The sequence below is a fragment of the Sphingomonas sp. Leaf357 genome, from assembly GCF_001423845.1.
Taxonomy (GTDB): domain Bacteria; phylum Pseudomonadota; class Alphaproteobacteria; order Sphingomonadales; family Sphingomonadaceae; genus Sphingomonas.
This window is the reverse complement of sequence record NZ_LMPM01000002.1, coordinates 688,519-705,569: the sequence shown is the minus strand read 5'-3', so window position 1 is coordinate 705,569 and position 17,051 is coordinate 688,519. Positions and strand designations below refer to the sequence as shown.

Sequence of the window (17,051 nt, the reverse complement as noted above, 5' to 3'; positions counted from 1 at the left end):
TTCGTGCCGAGTAGAGACCGAGTAGGCCGAAGGCCGTATCGAGGGCTCGTATCGAAGCACCGTTGCTGCCCCGAACCCGTCCTTCGATACGCCCCTCTCGATACGCCCTGCGGGCTACTCGATGGCTACTCGGGACGAGCGGCGGGGTTATTCCAACGCCCTTGGCCGCTTGCTCCACCCGGCTTGCGGCGCACGGTGCAGCCTTGCCTCCGGGATCCGCTCGCGAATCTTGCGGGCGAAGCTGCGCAGGCACACTTCGCTGCGGCCGATCGGGCCGACCTCATATGCGTGGCTGGCCATGCCTTGCTGCACGCGTTCGATCAGCCAGGTGTCCTCGGCATTGACGGTGCGGTTGATGCGCCAGTTGGCGTAGCGCACGATTTTCATCTCGCGCCGGTCGTCGGGCAGCGCGAAGGTCATCTCGCGCAGCAGCGATGTCGTCGGCGTGAGCGGCAGCCATTGCATGAAATCGACCTGATCGGGGTAGATGTCGAACGCCATGTTCGGCCACAGCTTGTAATAGAGCCAGAGCTTCTGATGGCTTTCCGGCAGATGCTCCGCGCGCGGCAGGTGCGTCTGATAGATCCGCTCCCACGGATCGGCGGAGGGCCGATCGCCTAGATAGCCCGACATCTTGTCGACATAAGGCGCGGCCTCGATCGCGTAGCTCTTGCCGAACAGGCGGGTGAGGCCGGCATGGGCGACGGGGATGTGAAGATTGTCGGAATAATTGTCGCCGACATTCTTCCAGTTGACCGCGCGGGTGCGCGTGCGGACCGGGGCGATCGCGCGCAGATCGTCGAAGCGATAGGGCGCGATCTCGGAGGTATAGGGGCCCATCATCGCGGCGACCGAGGGGCCTCCGTCATCCTTGAGGCGGACGAAGACGAAGCCGTTCCAGATTTCGACGCCGACCGGGACCAGGCCCATCTTGCCCATGTCCAGCGCGGGATAATCCTTGCGCATCGGCACGCCGGTCAGGCGGCCGTCGAGTTCATAGGCCCAGGCGTGATAGGGGCAGACCAGCTTCTTCGCGCAGCCCGCCGGGCCTTCGACCAGCCGCATCGCGCGGTGGCGGCAGACATTGGCGAAGGCGCGGACCCGATCGTCCTCGCCGCGTATGGCGACGACGCTTTCGCCGATATACTCCAGCGTGTGGTAATCGCCGGGCGTTGGGATGTCGCCGACGTGGCAGACGATCTGCCAGGACGGGCGGAGGATTCGTGCGACCTCGACGTCGAAATATTCCGCATCGGTATAGAGCCAGCCGGGCAGGCTCCAGTCGGCGTCGGGATCGGCTGGGGGATCGGTGTCCGGCAGGAGATCGGGTGCGCGGTGCGCCATGTTATTTCGACAGCGCCCGGAACAGCGACAGATAATAGGTGATCGCCGGCGCGACGTTGTTGACCGGCGTTCGTTCGTTCAGGCCGTGGCTGAAATCGTCCGATCCCTTGATGAAGACCGGGCTGGCACCGTAGCTCGGCACCTTGTGATAGCGGAACCACATGCTGTCGCTCGCGCCCGACGCCATGCTGGGGAACACCGGCACGCCGGGATGGATCTTGCCCATCGCCGCCTGCACCGCCGCCACGAAATCCGCGCGCATCGGCGAGGCGTCGTTCGGTACCGCGCCTTCGGTGACGTTCTTGAATTTGACCGCGGGATCGGCGGCGACCTTTTCCAGTTCGGCCATGATCGCGGCGGGCTGATGGCCGGGGAAGATGCGGCAGTTGATGTTTGCGCTGGCGCGCTGTGGCAAGGCGTTGAGCGCGTGGCCGCCATTCACCATCGTCGCGACGCAGGTCGTGCCGATCTTGCCGATAAAGCCGGGATCGGCGGTGAGCGTGGCGATCGCGGCCTTGTCCTCCGGATTGGCGGCGAACGCCTTCATCGCGGCGGCAATGGCGGGCTGTTCGTATTTCGCGGCGGTGGCGAAATAGGTGCGGGTCAGGTCGCTGACCTCGGGCTTGAACTGGTACGCGCCTATCCTGTCCAGCGCGCGCGACAGCTGGACGATGGCATTGTCCTTGCGCGGGGCGGAGGAATGGCCGCCGGGATTGGTGACGGTCAGTTCGAAATCGGCATAGGTCTTCTCGGCGCCGTTCCACGTCCAGTAGAGCGGCTTGCCGGTCGTCTCGTCCAGCGCGCCGCCGCCGCCGTCGATGTTGAGGACGATATCGGCGTCCTTCAATTGCTCGGCGATCAGCGCCGACGTCTTCATCGCGGTTTCCTCGTCGCCCGAAAATTCGAGGACGATGTCGCGGCGCGGCGTGTAGCCGTCCTTCTTGAGTTGCAGCAGAGCGGCCATGGCGAGCGCGGCGTCGAGCTTCATGTCGGTCGCGCCGCGCCCGTAGAGATAGCCGTTCTCGACCACCGGCGTGAACGGATCGCGCTGCCAATCGGCCGGTTTCGCCTCGACCACGTCGATATGGCCGGAGATGACGAGCGGCTTCAGCTTCGCATCGCTGCCGCGCCAGCGCGCGATCAGATAGGCGGTGTCGTCCACAGGCGTGATGCTGATATCGGCATCGGCGAACCCGCCGGCGACCAGCACCGATTTGAGATACGCGGCGAGCTGCGGGGTCTGGTTGCCGGGGCCGGTGACCGTGCGGAAGGCGATGGCGCGCTTGGCGATCTCCAGCGCCTGCGCCTGCGCGGCGGGGCTGGCGGTGTCGGCGGCGTGCGCGCTGCCGGAGATGAGCGCCAAGATCGCCGTCGCCAAAGCCAGTCGCCGCATGTGTCGTCACCTTCCCGAAAGATCGGCGAGCAGGCTAGAGCGCGGCGCGGGCCTTGTCTCGGCAGAAATAGCGTTCGTTCCGCTCCGTAGCACGGAGCCGATTGCGACGTTCGCGTGGACGTGGTGGTAAAGGGCAGGCATAAGCTCCAGAAAATAACCGGAGCAGGATCATGCCGTTTTCCCTCTACGATGCCGTCGTTCCGTCCAACCTGCAGATATTGGGTGCGGTGGATGCGTTGCTCGACAAGGCGCAGGCGTTCTGCGTCGAGCAGGGCCGGGCGGAAGCGGAGCTGATCGATGCCCGGCTCGCGCCGGACATGCTGCCGTTCGGCTATCAGGTGAAATCCTGCGCAGCGCATTCGGTAGGCGGGATCGACGGCGTGAAGGCGGGCAGCTTCTCGCCGGACCGGTCGGCCTGGCCGACCGACTTTGCCGGGCTGCACGGCGTGCTGCAGGGAGCGATCGCCGATCTGAAGGGGCTGGAGCGCGAAAGCGTCGACGCCTTGGCGGACAGCGATACGCAATTCGCGTTCGGCGAGACGATCCTGCCGTTCACCGGCGCGAACTTCCTGCTCTCTTTCTCGCAGCCGAACTTCTATTTCCATGCGACGACGGCGTACGCCATCCTGCGGGCGCAGGGCGTGAAGCTGGGCAAGCAGGACTTCATGGGCCGGCCGCGGATCAAGCGCTAGCCGCTCCGGAGATTTTCACCACGGTGCCGCGCGCGCCGATATCGAGGACGATGTATCATGATGGCAGCCACGATCCTGTGTCTCGTCGCTTCCGTGCCGGATGGCACGACGATCCTGTGCAGCGACAAGACCAGCATTCGCATCGCCGGGCTGGAAACGGGCGCGCTCGTGCCGAAAAAGGCGCGCGGCGTGCTGGCGGGGCTGACGATGGGCAAGAAAGTGTCCTGCCTGCCCGCCGGCAACGAGGGGCCGTTCATCGTCGCGAAGTGCACGCTGCCGGATCAGCGCGACCTGGCCTGCACGCTGATCAAGGCGAAGGCAGGGGTGCGCTCCGATGTGTCGTGGAAGCGTTACGGCCTGAAGGACTGCTGACGACGGCGGGCGTTCGCGCCGGCGCGACGTAACCGCCGGCGCTCAGGGGGCGGTGTAGGACCGGCGCCGGTACCCGCCGAAGCGGCTGGATTCGAACGAGACGACCGCGCTGGCGCTTTCACCGAGCGGGATCTCGGCCACGCCATAGATGCCGCGCGTGCCGTTCGATCCGACCATGACGCCCATCTCGCCGTGGATGCCGAGCTTGGCGAGGCCCGACTTCCCCAGTTCGCCCCGCGCCACGGCGGCGCTTTCGACGGTGTTGCTGTCAAGGATCGCATTGCGTTCCGCGTCGCTCAGGCGAATCGCGTCGCTGGCGGGCGGCGGCACCGCCTGCGAGGGCGTCGGTGCCGGCATGTCCTGGGCCGAGGCCGTGCCCGACCAGCCGATCGCACCCGCGACCAGGGCGATGGCCAGCGGAAGGCGATGACGATGCGATGGCTTGGAACGGTTCATGCGCTCGTCTTACCCCGGATACGCCGGACTGCAAAACAAGATGTCGGGGCGCCGTGCCGACCGTACCGGCTCATGACGCGAGCAGGTTGCCGCCGGACGGGTCGTCGTCCGCCACATCGTTGCGTGGGACGTAATTGACCACCCAGTGCGGATGGCCGTCGGGCGACAATTCGATGTCCGGGAAGCCGACGGGATCGGTGCCGGTCTCGATCCAGCCCGCGCCGTGGCAGTGATCGCAGATATGGCGCTTGCAGCGGAAGCTCGCCAGATCGATCTCCGCATTCCACTCGCCGAAGCCGTGGCAGACCGGGCATTTCGCATCGAGCGCGCCGTTGCGGGGCTTCACCGCGATGTTGTCGAAGGCGTGGGCGCTGTCCGGGCCGTCGCAGAGGATGATGTTGGAATCGTGAGCCATCGCGCCGTCAACGCGCCGGCCCGATTGTGGGTCCGCATGCCCGTATCGGCGAGCGAAGTCGGTCAGTCGATCGTGACGAGCGGGTGATCGAGCCGTACCTGGTCGAGCAGGCGTTCGATCGCGGCGATTTCGCGCTCCGTGCCCGACGGTTCGACTTCCCAGTTGCAATGAACGTGCGTGGCGGCGGACCGCACCTTGATCGGCCCAAGCGCGATGCGCCAACCCCGTGCCGTGCCGCCGGACGTGCGCGTCAGTCGGGCGATGAGCAGGGTGTGAAGCTGGCCGGTGGTCATCGGAGGCTATCAGCATTCCCGTTCTTCTGGCGCAAGTCGTCACGTCGGTAGCGATCCGCCCGCTGCCGGCGATCGCAATGCTCTTCAGCGCGGTCCATGAGCGTGAGCCCCGGCTGTGTCGGCGATCGGGTTCCGCCGGCATCGTGGGTCGCGGCCTCGAAATTTTGCTGCATCCCCGGCGCTGGCGATGTACCCGGTCATGATGAAGACCGGACCAGACCCAGCGGGCCGCCCGACCATGGCTGCGATCGCGGAATTGGCAGGCGTGTCCAAGATCACGGTGTCGCGCGCGTTGAACGGCAGTTCGCTGGTGAGGCCGGAAGTGCGGGAGCGGATCGTCGCGGTCGCGCGCGATGCCGGTTATCGGCTCAACGTCGCCGCGCGCAACCTGCGCACGCGGCGTAGCCGGACGGTCGCGGTGGTGGTCGAGAAACTGATCGACGGCGACCGGCCGATCGCCGATCCGATCCTGCTGTTGCTGCTGGGCGGGCTGCTCGAGGTGCTGACCCCGGCCGATCATGCGATGCTGGTGACGACGCGCGACCATTTTCTCGGCGCGCTCGGTACCGCTGCCGACGGCATCATCATGATCGGGCAGGGCAATGAGGGCGCGCGTGTCGGCGAGGTCGCCGCGTTCGGGCTGCCGATGGTCACCTGGGGCGCCGCGGATCGCGACGATCCGAACGTGATCGGCAGCGACAACCGCCTGGGCGGGCGGCTCGCCGCGGATCATCTCGTCGCGACCGGTCGACGGCGGATATTGTTCCTCGGCGATCCGACGCATCCGGAAGTGGCGAGCCGGCTGGACGGCGTGCGCGACCTGCTCGCCTCGAGCGAGGCGATGCTCGTCGCGGTCGCGCAATGCGATTTCTCGCGCGTGAGCGGGGCGGCGGCGATCGAGCGCGAACTGGCGGCCGGCACCCGGTTCGACGCGGTCATCGCGGTCAGCGACTATATCGCCGCCGGCGCGTGCGACACGCTGATCGCCGGGGGTATCGCCATCCCGGGCGACGTCGCGGTGATCGGGTTCGACGATATCGCGGTGGCCGCCAACCACCGTCCGCCGATCAGTTCGATCCGGCAGGACTGGCACGGTGCCGGCCGGGCGCTGGCCGAGGCGCTGCTGATCAAGCTCGGCGAGCGAGAGGGCGGGGTAACCAATCGGCTGCCGGTCGACCTGGTCGTCCGGGAATCGACGGTCGGCTGATCAGCTTCGCGACACGTGCCGCGCGAAAAAGCGCGCCATGATCGCGAACGTCTCGCGCGCCTCGGGCAGCTCGGTATCGACATGATGCGCGTGCCACATGCCGTCGAACATCGCGAGATCCGCCGAAGCGCCCGCCGCGATCAACCGCCGATGCATCGTCGCGATCGAGCCGGCGGCGAAATCGCGCGTGCCGCTGATCAGCAGTGAGGGCGGGAAGGCTGCGAGCACGTCGCGATGCTCGCCCGGGAAGACCAGCGGATCATTGGGGTCGGTCGCCTCGAGGAACGGCAGGCTATGCAGGCTCGGCACGATGTCCTCCTCCCGCACGCCGTTGAACGTCGCCGCCAGCGCGAGCGAATCGCCGCCCAGTTCCAGCCCCGTGGCATGCAGCATGACGAGCGCGCCGGGCAATGCGGTCCCATCGCCGATCAGCCGTGCCACCAACTGCGCGCCGAGCATGCCGCCGGCGGAGCAGCCGTACACGCCGATCGCTGTCGCCGGCCGCGTTTCGAGCAGCGCCGAATAGCAGGCCAGCACGTCGTCGACCGCGGCGGGGAAGAGATGTTCGGGCGCGAGCCGATAGTCGACCGCGATCACGGTATAGCCGGTGATCGCGGCGATCGGCACGGCTTCGATCAGGGCACCGGCACCCGCACCCCACATGAACGCGCCGCCATGGAGGCATAGCAGGGCAACGTCGCTCGTCGCCCCGCCCCGGGGGATGACGGTATCCACGGGGACCCCGCCGAGCGTGCCGCGCTCGATCTCCACCGGGAAGGCGTCGAGCGCGACGTCCAACCGGGCGCGGTTGATCGCATCGTAATGGGCGCGCGTCGCGTCGAGATCCCCGACCGGCGCGACGGCACCGACGACCTGCTCGGCGAACAGGCGACCGGCTTCGGCGCTCACCCAGCGGGCGAGCGGCGGCGGAGTGGGGGCGATCGGTCGGGTCATGTGCGGCTGCCGGTGTGCTTGGGTGTGGAGGTGGCGGGGCGGCCGGGCGGCGGATCACCGGACGATGTCGCGTCGTCCCAGATCCGATCGATCAACGACGCGGTCACGCCGTTGGTCCAGCCGAACCCGATCTGCGGCACATATTCGCCGCCGCGACCGATCGCCCCGGTCTCGATATCGTATTTCTCGTGCACGAGGCCGGTGCTGCGATAGGTCGCCTCGACCGTGGCGATCCAGCGCTCCGATATTTCGCGCGCCAGCCCGTGGTGCCCGTAGCGGCACAGCCCCTGGATCGCGATCCACTGCAACGGTGCCCAACCGTTCGGGCTGTCCCATTGCTCGCCGCTTTCGATGCAGGTGGTGCGCAGGCCGCCAGGCGCGAGCAACACCCTCTCGACGAACCGTGCCGTGTCCGCCGCCTGTCGCGGCGTCGCCAGCCCGACGAACAAGGGCGCGAGCGCCGCCGCGGTCGGCTGGGGCCGGATCGTCTCGGCATCGAGATCATAGTCGGCGAAGTGCCCGGCCGCGTCATGCCACAGATGGGCGTGCATCGCGCTGCGCCGCCGCTCCGCGCGCGCGGCATAGGATGCGGCTTCGGAATCGCCGCCGCCGGCGATCGCGGTTTCCAGGCCATAGAGGAAGGCGTTGAGATCGACCGGCGCGATCCCCGTGGTGCGGATCGACGATAAAGCCGCGCCGTCCAGCCAGCGCGACGAAAAATCCCAGCCGCTTTCCGCCCCGGCGCGCAGATCGCGGTAGACGGCGTGCGATGTGCGATCGCTGCCCTGCGCAGTCACGCGGTCCTCGCGCCAGCTTTCGTCGCGCGGCGTGTCCTGCGCGTCCCAATAGCGGTTGAGCAGGCTGGCATCGCGCAGCCGCGCGACGTGCCCGTGGCGCTGCTCGCTCGGCAGATCGTCGGCTCCGGCGGTCCACCAGGCATGTTCGCGCTTCATCGCGGCGAGCCGCCGTGCCGCGACCGCAGGGGGTGCGTCATCGAGCAGTCCGACCATCAGATAATAAAGCGGCGGTTGCGACCGGCCGAGATAATAGCTGCGGGTGCCGTTGGGTACATATCCGTGAAGCTCGATCAGGTCGGTCATCGCATCGACCAACCCCTCGGCCAGCGCGCGCTGGCCGTCGCGTATCAGGCCGAGCATCGTGAAATAGCTGTCCCAATAATAGATTTCGCGGAAGCGCCCGCCGGGTACGACATGGCGGTGGGCGATGGGAAGCGCGGACGAACCCGCGACCGGCGCGACCGGCTCGCGTGCGAGGACCGGCCACATCGCCCGGATATAGGCGCGCAACGGTTGGCCGGGCGTGTGCGGCGCGACCGCGTCGACCGGCATCGGCAGATCGAAATTGGCCAGGACGAAGCGTCGAAGCGCGTCCCGGTCGTCGGGCAGTCCGGCGGCGTCGGCGAGGATCGCTTCGATCGCGCGCCTGGGGATCGCATCGACGAACGTCTTGCCGTCGGCCAGGACGCTGCCGTCCTGCACGCGTGCGAACAGGTCGCCGAGCCGTGCCGCGGGGGAGTCCGTCATGCGGGCAGATGCCGCACGAAGAAGTCCGCCTGCGCGGCGAGTGCCGTGTCCGTCTCGGGACATTCGATCCACGCCCAGAATGCGTGCATCATCCCTTCGTAGACGCGCAGATCGACCGGCACGCCGGCGGCGCGCAGCGCGCGATCGACGATCAGCGTGTGGCTGAGCAACTGGTCGCGCGTGCTGGCCATCAGCAGCATCGGCGGCAGTCCGGTCAGGTCACCGCGGATCGGCGACAGCAGTGCGTCGCCGCGCGGGGTTTCGGCGCAATAGCTGGCGAGGATGTCGGTCGATGGCCGCCCGTCGCTCAACGACGGCAGATACGCCTCGCAATCGCCGACCACCGACAGGTCTCCGGCCCCGGAGAACAGCCCCGCCGCGGCCGGCATTGGCAGCCCCTCGGCCTTGGCCCGTGCGAGCAATTGCAACGTGAGGATCGCTCCGGCCGAGGTGCCGAACACGCCGATCGCTGACGGCGCGTAACGCGTCAGCGCATCGCGATACACCGCCAGCGCATCGTCCACCGCTGCGGGAAACGGATGTTCCGGTGCCAGGCGGTAATCGACCGTCGCCACCGCGACACCGGTCAGCCCGGCGATCGGGATGGATTCGGTCAGCGAACCGGAATCAACGACGAACCCGCCGCCGTGAAAATTGATCAGCAGACGATCGCCGGATCCGGTGCCGGTCCTGCGCACCAGCCTGACCGGCACCGCGCCCATCTCATCGTCGTCGATCTCCACCCCGTACCGCGCGGTGCGCGCCGTCTCGATCGGTTCGAGCATGGCCTTCGCGCCGGCGCGCACAAAGTCTCGCGTGACCGGATCGAGCAGCATTTCCGGCGTCACGGCGGGCTGGGCCGCGGGATCGAGCATCGGGGTCATCACCGCGCGGGCCGCAGCGCTGATGGTTTCGGCGAACGGCGGCTGGTACGGCATCGCGGTCATTTTCCGAACCGATATCCGACGCGCACGCCGTACATCCGTGGCTCGGTATAGGTCAGGCCGACGACGCCGATCGACGTGTTGTACCCGTCGAGCACGCCGACCGGGCGTTCGACATTGGTGAGGTTGGTCGCAAACACGCCGATGTCGAGCCCCGAGCGGAACGCGTTACGCAGATCGAGGCCTGCGTTGAGGACACCGTACGCCGGCAGGAAGCGGTAGAAGGACGCATTGGTCTGCGCGGTCGAGACCTTGGTCTGTCGCGTGTAGTTGGTCGACAGTACGAGATCGCCGGTTCTGCCGAGCGGAGCCTCGTAGCTGCCGCCGATCGAGATCTTGTGCTTCGGCGTGTACGGGAAGGGCGATCCGGCGAGGATCGCGCCGGCGGTCGCGTCGGTGACGCGCGTGTATTTCGCGTCGATATACGAATAACTGCCGTTGATCGTCAGCCCGCGCACCGGAACGATCGCGCCGTTGAACTCGAGGCCCTGGATCCTGCCCTTGGCCGCGCTGCGCGTGACGTTCAGTAGCAGCGGTCCGGCCGCCGTGTTGATCGTTTCGACGGTGGTGCGCTGGATGTTCCCGTAGATGCCGCGATACGCCGCGAGATTGGCCCGGATGTCGACCGTGCCGACGGTGAACTGCGATTTCAGCCCTAGCTCGACGTCCGACAGCTTTTCGGGCGGGAAGGTGCGGAACGACGACGTGACCGGTACCGGACCATTGACGCCGCCCGATTTGTACGCGTCGCGCGCCGTGATGTAGGCATGCACCCCGCGCGTCAGGTCGTAGTCGAGCGTCGCGGTATAGCTCAGATAGTCGCTGTCGGCGTCGCCGTTCACCACCTGGCCGCCGATATTCTGGCCGGTGAAGCTGTGCTCCCAGGTATAGCGCAGGCCGCCGGTGAAGCTCAGACCGGTAAGCGCGGGCGAAACCCGGCCGAGATCGACCGTCGCCTGACCGAACACCGCCTTGCTGCGGTTGGTCTGCGTGAAGAAGGCCGAGGCGGGCGGCAGCAGCGTGCCGACCGGGAATTGGTAGAATTGCTCGATCCCGGCGGGATCGTGCCAGCTTTGCCGATCGAGATAGCCGCCGACCGAGAAATCGACCGCCTTGTCGAACGCGCTGCCCTGCAGTTGCAGTTCCTCGGTGAAATAGTTCGGCGCGTTGGTCGGGTACGCGGTCGAGCTTTGCCCGGCGAGCGGGAAGACGGTCGCGTCGTAATCATAGCCGTACCGGTTGCGGAACTGCGAATAGCTGATGATGTTGCGCAGCTTGATCGTGTCGCTCAGCTCGATCGAGGCCTGGTTGATCACCTGCCAATATTCCGTCTTGGAGAACTGGTTGAGATCATAGGCGACGCGCCGCGGCCCGCGCGCCTGTTGCTCGGCGACCGCCGTGGCGACGGCCGGGAAGAACCCCACCACCGGAATGAAGCCCAGGCCGAACGCGGTGCCGTCGAACCCCGCCGCAGGATTGAATGCGCCGAGCACCGTGCCGCCGCCATTGGTGTCGGAATGATAATAGCGCCCGACGGTATAGATCTCGACCCCCTCGGCCGGCTTCAGCGTCAGGCCGACGCGGACGCTTTCGTAGCGCAGGTTGTCATAGTCCTTGCCGGCGAAATTCGGTCCGACATCCTTGGTGTAGCCGTCGCGACGTCCGATCTCGCCCGCGACGCGCAGCAGGACCGTGTCGTCGACGATCGGCACGTTGATCGCGCCTTCGATGCGGCGGTCATTGTAATTTCCGTATTCGCCACGGACATATCCCTCGACGCGGTTCACGGGCTTGGCCGGTTCGAACAGGATATTGCCGCCGGTCGCGTTCTTGCCGAACAAGGTGCCCTGCGGCCCGGCCAGGACCTGGACGTTCGCGAGATCGTAATAGGTGCCGACGCGCCCGTCGACGTTGATCGAGTTGGGCACTTCGGCGAAATAATTGACGACGCCCGGTGTCGATCCGAAGGCCGGCCCCTGTCCGCGAAGCGCGAAGAAGGCGAATTCGCGCGGGTAGCCGCCGTTGATCGTGAACAGCGACGGCGTATTATCGGCGAGCGAGGTGCGGTCGGTGATCGCCTTCTGCTGCAGCGCCTCGGACGAAAAGGCGGTCACCGCGAGCGGAACGTTCTGCAGATTCTCCTCGCGGCGGCGGGCGGTGACGACGATGTCTTCGAGGCCGCCAAGCGTGTCGGCCGTCGGCCCGCCGGTCGTCTCGGGCGGGGTGCCGGGCGCGGTCTGCGCAAACGCGCCGACGGGCACGAGGCTGCTGCCGACGGCGAGCGCGATGGCGAGTGCTGAACGCATGATGATCCTCCCTTACAAATGAGCCGGATTGCCGCCGGTCGATAATGCCTGCTACAAATGAATGGTATCGATGTCAATCCGACTTGCAGTCTGATTGCTCAAGCGTATGATGGCAGGCAACGATAGAGTTGATATCGGTAGCAGGGAGGATGCGCGTGATCGATCACGACCGGTCGATATCAGGCCGCCGCCATGTAGCGGCGCACGAGGCGCGCCATGGTGTCGAAGGCGCGCGACACTGCGGGTATCGTCGCGGGCAGGAACATGAAACCATGCGGCAGGCCCGGCAGCCGGCACGCCAGCGTTTCGACACCGTCCCGGACGAGTGCTGCGGCATAGGCCTCGCCGTCGTCGCGCAGCGGATCCTCGGACATCGTCAACACGATCGCAGGCGCCAGGCCGTCGTGCCGCGCGGCATGCAAGGGCGATATCAACGGAATGCGATAGTCGGCGTCACCGGCATACATCGCGCGGCAGATTTCGAGATAGTCGCGTGTCAGGCCGGGGACGGCGATGTCGTCCAAGGACGGCAACGGCAGCGACAGATCGGTTGCGGGATGGACGAGCAGCTGGAAAAGGGGCTGCGCGTGGCCGAGATCACGCAGGCGCAGCGTCAGCGCGGCACTCAGATTGGCGCCGGCGCTTTCACCGCCCAGCGCGACGCGAGTCGGATCGCAGCCGAGTGCGCGCGCCTCGCGCCGCGCCCAGGCGAAGGCGGTGGTTACGTCGTCCAATCCCGCGGGAAAGGGATGCTCGGGCGCGAGGGCATAATCGACGGCGAGGAGCGCGCAGCCGCTGCGGTCGGCGAGATGGCGATACATCGCATCGTGCGTTTCGAGATCGCCGAGCATCCAGCCACCGCCGTGGACGAACACCAGCAGTGGCAACACCGCGTCGCCGTCCGGCCGATACAGCCGCACCGCCACGCCATCCGCGTCGAGATCGCGCACGTCGGCGAGGCTGACGCCGGGCAGCCCGCGTCCGGCGTCGGCCATCCCGGCGCGGATCAGGGGGATCATCTCGGGTGTGAGCGGCGGCAGTGGTGCGGGCGTCCCGATCAAAGCCGCGATGTCGGTATCGAGCATGGCATTCCTCCCAAATTTTATGGTATCGATATCAATCACTGTGACGCGCAATGCAATGGCGAGGATGTGACATGACCGAAATCCTTCCGCCGACGGGGCTTTCCGAAGTCGGCACCGATCCGGCCGCGCGTCGGCTGACGCTCGGCGTTTCCGGCCTCTATCTCGCTTTATATTTCCATTACGGCTTCTTCGCCTTCATGCCGTTATGGTTGACCAAGATGGGCGCGGCACCGAGCGAGATCGGCGTGCTGATGGCGATCCCGTTGATCCTGCGACTGCTTACCGTCGCGCCATTTTCGGCATGGGCGGGCAAGAATGGTCGGGTTCGCGACGCGATCACCGTCACGGCGTTGCTGTCAGCGGCGTTGGTCGCGCTGCTGCTCGGGCAGCCGGGCCATGCCGGGCGGATCGCGATCATCCTGATCTTCTCGATCATGTGGGACCAGTTGCCGGTGTTGACCGACGCCTATGCGGTGATGGCCGTGCGGGCGCGGCAACTCGATTTCGGCCGGATGCGGGTATGGGGCTCGATCGCGGTCGTCGTGTCGAACATCGGCGGTGGCTGGGCGTTCGGCCTGATCGGGATCGAGGCGCTGCCGTTGGTGTGCGCGCTGCTGCTGCTGCTCCCCGCCGGCGTGGCGCCGCTGCTGCCGCCCGATCGCACGTTGTCGCGCGCCGACGAAGGTGCGCGCGGTTCCTGGCGCGACGTGGTCGCGGATGCGAAGCTGATGCGTGCGATGATCGCCGCGTCGCTGATCATGGGCAGCCACGGCGTATTGACGAGCTTCGGTGCGATCCAGTGGGCGGCGCAGGGCATATCGACCGCCAATATCGGTGTGTTGCAGGCGGTGGCGGTCAGCGCCGAGATCGTCGCCTTCTGGTTCGGCGCGAAGCTGCTCGGACGACGCGACCCCAATTTGCTGCTGTGCATCGCCGCCGCCGCCGCCGCCCTGCGCTGGGTCGTCATGGCGACCGGGCCGGGTCTCACCGCCCTTTTCGCCACGCAATTGCTGCAGGGGGTCACCGCGACCGGCGCGATCCTCGGCATCATGCTGGTCATCGCGGCGCGCGTACCGGTGCAGACCAGCGCCGCAGCGCAGGGGCTGAACGCGGTGCTGTTCGGCGTCGTGCTCGCCGCATCCACCGCCGGCTCGGGATTGCTGTGGTCCTACGGGACGGCGTCCGCCTATCTCGTGATGGCCGTGCTCGCGGTCCTCGCCATCCCGCTCGCCTGGCCGAGCCGCACGCACGATCTCGATCCTCATCCCCTCTCTGTCGGAGCTGCCTTGTGACAAGAACCACGATCGCCCGCCTCTTGGGCCTGCTCGCCTGCGCATCCGGCACCGCTGCGCTCGCCCAGACCGAACCTGCCCGCAACATCATGACCTGGCCGCTGCCCGAAACGCTCAGCCCCGAGGGTCGGGCAATGGCCAAGGCGATGGCCGCGTCCCCGGTCCCCAATCCGACGCCGCCGGTTGCGCTGCAGCGGCAGGCGATCGGCGCGATGCAGGACGCGATGGGGACGCCGTTGCTCAAGCGGTATGGCGTTCGCGTCGAAACGGCGACGATGGCCGGCGTGCCCGTCCGTATCATCTATCCCAAGGGAGTGACCGCGCTCGGCAAGGGGCCCGTGCTGCTCAACCTCCATGGAGGCGGTTTTCAGCTCGATTCGGGGTCGCTGACCGAGACGATCCCGATCGCTGCGCTGACCGGACTACCGGTCGTCGCGGTGCTCTACCGTTTGGCACCCGAGCACCCCTATCCGGCCGCGCTCGACGATGCTCTCGCGGTCTACGCGGCGCTCGAAAAGGATCGCAAGGCGAGCCGGATCGCGGTCTACGGCACGTCTGCGGGCGCGGTCCTTGGCGGGCAGCTGATCGCCAAGCTGATCGGTCTCGGCCGGCCGCTGCCCGCCGCGCTCGGTTTCTTCTCGGGCAGCGCCGACATGAGCAAGGCCGGCGATTCGGAATCCTGGATGCCGCTCCCGACGGGCAAGACGACGCTCGCGGCGGAGATCGCGCCCTATATCGGCACCGCCGACCCGAAGGACCCGATCCTGTCGCCGCAATATGGCGACGTGTCGCGCTTCCCGCCGACATTACTCATCAGCAGTACGCGCGACATATTGCTGAGCGGCACCGCGATCTTCGGCCGTGCTCTGGTCGAGCGCGGCGTGGACGCGCGGCTCGTCGTGTTCGACGGTCTGCCGCACGCCTTCTGGGCATATATGGCGATACCGGAGACCGATCAGGCCAATGCGCTGATCGCGAACTTCCTGAAGCAACGGCTCGGGGCACGATGAGGGGTGGCACGAGATCAGCTATGGCCCAGGGGACCGCGCCGCGCCGCCAAAAGAGAAGGGGCCTCGGGATTACGCGGGCTGTGCCCCGGGCCTGGGATAGGCCATTGAACGCGATCGTGTAAGCGCGGTGGCCAGCGACAACAGGAGGATCCGTGTCGAAAAGCTCTTTTTCGGGTCGTCTTGCGGCCATTCGTACCTCGGCGGACGAGGCGGTCGCCCTGATCCCAGACGGATCCAGGATCGCGATGGGGCTCGGCGTGTCGCAGCCCCCCGCATTGCTGGGAGCGCTCGCCGATCGCGCGGCGCGCGGGGAGATCGACCGGCTGTCGCTCTATTATCTTCTGTCGACCCGCATCGCCGGCGACACCGTGCTGCAACCCGGTCTATGCGACCGCATCCGCCCGGTCAGCCTGTTTCACAGTGCGGTGGAGCGGACGCTCGACGCTCATGGCGGCGACCGGCCGTGTGTCGAATTGCTGCCTACGCCGTTCCATCAGGTCCCCCGTGTCCTGTGCGAGCAGGTGCGTGTCGACGTCCTGCTCACAACGGTCGCACCGATGGACGAGACGGGGCATTTCAGCCTCGGCACGAACACCGATTATGCAATGTCCGTGGCGCGCAGCGGCGCGCGGGTCATCCTGGAGGTCAACCGGCACATGCCGCGGGTATCCGGCGATTGCCGGATCCATGTCGGCGACGTCGCGGCGGTCGTCGAACACGACGTGCCGTTGCTGGAACTGCCCTCCGCTGTTCCGAAAGCGGCGGACCTGAAAATCGCCGCGATCATCGCCGGGCTCATCGAGGACGGCGATTGCCTCCAGATGGGCATCGGTGCGGTCCCGCAGGCGGTATGCGCCGCGCTCGGGTCGCATCGTCACCTCGGGATCCACACTGAATTGCTCACCCCGGGGCTTGCCGATCTCATGCGATCCGGCGTGGTCGACAACAGTCGCAAACAGATCGATTCCGGCCGCAGCGTGTTCACTTTCGCGATGGGCGATCGGCGGCTCTACGATTTCATGGACAACCACCCGCTGATCGAAGCGCGGCCGGTGGATTACGTCAACGACCCGGCGGTGATCGCCCGGAACGACAGGATGGTATCGGTCAACGCGACCCTGCAGATCGATCTGGACGGCGCCTGCAATTCCGAAAGCATCGGTGGATCGCAGTACAGCGCAGCGGGCGGACAGCTCGATTTCGTGCGGGGTGCCTATGCCTCGCGCGGCGGCCGGTCGATCATCGCATGCCACGCGACGGCCGCCAACGGGACCGTCTCCCGGATCGTGCCCGTGCTCGACGGCCCGGTCACGACGCCGCGCAACGATACCCATATCGTGGTAACCGAGCATGGCTGGATCGATCTGAAAGGAAAGACGCTCGTCGAACGCGCGCGCGGCCTGATCGCCCTGGCGGCACCCCAGCACCGGGAAGCGCTCGAACGGGCGATGCATGCGCGGCATCGCGTTATCTGATCCACGGGATCGGATCGAAGGCCAGCCAGGTAAGTGTGCGGCATCAGGTCTGCATGCCAGCGCCACCGCAGTCGTAACCCCGCCATCCGCCGAGCCCGCCATTTAGCGGCTTCGGAGTGTTCCCCGCCGAGATCGGAGCAGGCTGACCGGCCGATCGTAACCGACGAGACCGGATCGTGGCCGCCCGCTGCGAAATGCATCGGTATGCAACGGCTTGCGACTTGCTGATTCTCCGACCGCGATCAAAGCTCAATCACTTATCGACGTGT

General features: G+C 66.9%; 16 protein-coding genes. 6 read left to right on the top strand and 10 right to left on the bottom strand.

All coding sequences use genetic code 11. The features are described 5' to 3' along the window. Positions 1-147: 147 nt before the first annotated feature. Together ASG11_RS16330 and ASG11_RS16325 are read right to left on the bottom strand one after the other, a co-directional pair. On the bottom strand, positions 148-1,344 hold the full coding sequence (locus ASG11_RS16330; protein WP_055782504.1) for an aromatic ring-hydroxylating oxygenase subunit alpha: 1,197 nt from the start codon (positions 1,342-1,344) through the stop codon (positions 148-150). Position 1,345: 1 nt separating this feature from the next. Next, on the bottom strand, positions 1,346-2,737 hold the full coding sequence (locus tag ASG11_RS16325) for a M20/M25/M40 family metallo-hydrolase (protein WP_055782500.1): 1,392 nt from the start codon (positions 2,735-2,737) through the stop codon (positions 1,346-1,348). Between the two features lie 170 nt (positions 2,738-2,907). Between ASG11_RS16325 and ASG11_RS16320 the strand changes: the two genes are divergently transcribed. Then, complete coding sequence (locus ASG11_RS16320) at positions 2,908-3,429, top strand: DUF1993 domain-containing protein (RefSeq protein ID WP_055782497.1); 522 nt, start codon at positions 2,908-2,910, stop codon at positions 3,427-3,429. A gap of 57 nt (positions 3,430-3,486) precedes the next feature. Beyond that, complete coding sequence (locus ASG11_RS16315; protein ID WP_055782494.1) at positions 3,487-3,801, top strand: hypothetical protein; 315 nt, start codon at positions 3,487-3,489, stop codon at positions 3,799-3,801. A 42-nt stretch (positions 3,802-3,843) separates the two neighbouring features. Here the strand turns inward: ASG11_RS16315 and ASG11_RS16310 are convergent, their stop codons facing one another. From ASG11_RS16310 to ASG11_RS16300, 3 genes are all read right to left on the bottom strand, one after another. After that, the gene (locus ASG11_RS16310) at positions 3,844-4,257 is read right to left on the bottom strand and encodes a hypothetical protein (RefSeq protein WP_236697555.1); all 414 of its coding nucleotides are present in this window, start codon (positions 4,255-4,257) and stop codon (positions 3,844-3,846) included. Between the two features lie 70 nt (positions 4,258-4,327). Next, positions 4,328-4,672 carry a hypothetical protein gene (locus ASG11_RS16305; RefSeq protein WP_055782490.1) on the bottom strand — a complete coding sequence of 115 codons (345 nt, stop codon included), beginning with the start codon at positions 4,670-4,672 and terminating at the stop codon, positions 4,328-4,330. A 62-nt stretch (positions 4,673-4,734) separates the two neighbouring features. After that, positions 4,735-4,965: a hypothetical protein gene (locus tag ASG11_RS16300; protein WP_055782487.1), complete on the bottom strand. Its 231-nt coding sequence runs from the start codon at positions 4,963-4,965 to the stop codon at positions 4,735-4,737. 238 nt (positions 4,966-5,203) lie between these two features. Between ASG11_RS16300 and ASG11_RS16295 the strand changes: the two genes are divergently transcribed. Continuing rightward, a complete protein-coding gene (locus ASG11_RS16295; protein WP_168371756.1) occupies positions 5,204-6,172 on the top strand; it encodes a substrate-binding domain-containing protein in 969 nt (322 codons plus the stop codon). Here the strand turns inward: ASG11_RS16295 and ASG11_RS16290 are convergent, their stop codons facing one another. From ASG11_RS16290 to ASG11_RS16270, 5 genes are all read right to left on the bottom strand, one after another. Beyond that, the gene (locus ASG11_RS16290) at positions 6,173-7,126 is read right to left on the bottom strand and encodes an alpha/beta hydrolase (protein ID WP_082472893.1); all 954 of its coding nucleotides are present in this window, start codon (positions 7,124-7,126) and stop codon (positions 6,173-6,175) included. Further along, positions 7,123-8,670, bottom strand: coding sequence for an alpha,alpha-trehalase TreF (gene treF / locus ASG11_RS16285; RefSeq protein WP_156363844.1), 1,548 nt, complete (start codon positions 8,668-8,670; stop codon positions 7,123-7,125). The genes ASG11_RS16290 and treF overlap by 4 nt, the downstream gene beginning before the upstream one ends. Beyond that, positions 8,667-9,617, bottom strand: a complete 951-nt coding sequence (locus ASG11_RS16280) for an alpha/beta hydrolase (protein WP_055782478.1) — start codon at positions 9,615-9,617, stop codon at positions 8,667-8,669. The genes treF and ASG11_RS16280 overlap by 4 nt, the downstream gene beginning before the upstream one ends. Beyond that, positions 9,614-11,920: a TonB-dependent receptor gene (locus ASG11_RS16275; RefSeq protein WP_055782475.1), complete on the bottom strand. Its 2,307-nt coding sequence runs from the start codon at positions 11,918-11,920 to the stop codon at positions 9,614-9,616. Before ASG11_RS16275 ends, ASG11_RS16280 begins: the two co-directional genes overlap by 4 nt. 179 nt (positions 11,921-12,099) lie before the next feature. Then, positions 12,100-13,005, bottom strand: coding sequence for an alpha/beta hydrolase (locus ASG11_RS16270; RefSeq protein WP_055782472.1), 906 nt, complete (start codon positions 13,003-13,005; stop codon positions 12,100-12,102). A gap of 71 nt (positions 13,006-13,076) precedes the next feature. Between ASG11_RS16270 and ASG11_RS16265 the strand changes: the two genes are divergently transcribed. The 3 genes from ASG11_RS16265 (at position 13,077) to ASG11_RS16255 (ending at position 16,782) form a co-directional block, all read left to right on the top strand. Beyond that, positions 13,077-14,297: an MFS transporter gene (locus tag ASG11_RS16265; protein ID WP_055782469.1), complete on the top strand. Its 1,221-nt coding sequence runs from the start codon at positions 13,077-13,079 to the stop codon at positions 14,295-14,297. After that, on the top strand, positions 14,294-15,307 hold the full coding sequence (locus ASG11_RS16260) for an alpha/beta hydrolase fold domain-containing protein (RefSeq protein ID WP_156363843.1): 1,014 nt from the start codon (positions 14,294-14,296) through the stop codon (positions 15,305-15,307). Before ASG11_RS16265 ends, ASG11_RS16260 begins: the two co-directional genes overlap by 4 nt. A 152-nt stretch (positions 15,308-15,459) precedes the next feature. After that, complete coding sequence (locus ASG11_RS16255; protein ID WP_055782463.1) at positions 15,460-16,782, top strand: acetyl-CoA hydrolase/transferase family protein; 1,323 nt, start codon at positions 15,460-15,462, stop codon at positions 16,780-16,782. Positions 16,783-17,051: the final 269 nt, after the last annotated feature.